This is a genomic window from Oleiphilus sp. HI0066, assembly GCF_001635725.1.
On sequence record NZ_LWFH01001626.1, the window covers coordinates 1 to 1,263 of the forward strand.

At 45.8% G+C, this 1,263-nt stretch carries 2 protein-coding genes; one reads left to right on the forward strand and one right to left on the reverse strand.

The features are described from left to right. A partial coding sequence (locus A3738_RS25490) for a 1-acyl-sn-glycerol-3-phosphate acyltransferase (protein ID WP_197474035.1) occupies nt 1-400 on the forward strand: 400 nt, incomplete at its 5' end. A gap of 58 nt (nt 401-458) precedes the next feature. Here A3738_RS25490 and gltA read toward each other — a convergent pair. Next, nucleotides 459-1,263, reverse strand: an 805-nt coding sequence (gene gltA, locus A3738_RS25495; RefSeq protein WP_068763947.1) for a citrate synthase, incomplete at its 5' end; no start/stop codon positions are given.

Below are 1,263 nucleotides of genomic sequence, written 5' to 3' on the forward strand. Positions count from 1 at the left end.
GTATGTTGATAGAAGTAACAAGTTTCAGGCCTATCGCAGTATTCCAAAGTTAGAGGACAAGCTTCGCTCGGGTAGATCGGTCATCGTTTTCCCAGAGTCAACAACCTCCGATGGATCTCATTTGTTGCCTTTTTATGGGATGTTTGTTGAGTCAGCTGTTCGAGTTGGTTGTCAGGTTCAACCAATAGCGCTTCGTTATTTTGATAAGTCGGGGAATACGATGCGAGAAGCGGCTTACGCTGGTGATGACAGTTTCGGCGAGACCTTGGTTCGTATTTTAAGTCAGAAGAAAGTCTATGCCTCGATAGAATTTTTAGAGCCAATTGATGCTCTTAATGTCGATCGTAAAGAAGTGCTTCGTATTAGTAGGGATCGAATTGCGCGGGCTTTAAGTCTTTAATTGATTTTGATTGGGCACAAAAAAACCGCTAATTGAGCGGTTTTTTTGTGCCCGCTTGTTACGCAGGATAGTCACGCTTGTCGTAGCCTTTGTAAAGCTGACGAGGGCGACCAATTCGGTAGTTCTCGCTGACCATTTCATTCCAGTGAGCAAACCAACCAATTGTACGAGACATTGCGAAGATCACTGTGAACATCGACTCAGGGATACCGATTGCTTTAAGGATAATGCCTGAGTAGAAGTCTACATTCGGGTATAACTTACGAGCGATGAAGTATTCGTCTTCAAGAGCAATTTGCTCTAGTCGCTTCGCAATCTTGAGAAGTGGGTCGTTCTCTAGGCCTAGTACAGACAGAACTTCTTCGCATGTTTCGCGCATAACTTTAGCGCGTGGGTCAAAGTTCTTATAGACGCGGTGACCGAAGCCCATAAGACGGAATGGATCATTCTTGTCTTTTGCTTTAGCAACGAATTCGTCAATGTTTGCAACGTCGCCAATTTCGTTGAGCATGCTCAACACAGCTTCGTTTGCGCCGCCGTGTGCAGGACCCCAAAGTGCTGCAATACCAGACGCAATACATGCGAATGGATTTGCTCCGGTAGAACCCGCAAGACGAACTGTTGATGTTGATGCGTTTTGTTCGTGGTCAGCATGAAGCATGAAAATACGATCCATTGCGCGAACAATTGCTGGATCAAATTTAACATCGCCAGCAGGAGTGCTGAACATCATGTGCAGGAAGTTCTCTGCATAACCCAAATCATTGTTCGGGTACATGAATGGCTGGCCAATCGAGTACTTGTAACACATTGCGGCAATTGTTGGCATTTTCGCGATTAGGCGGAAGCCGGCGATCTCACGA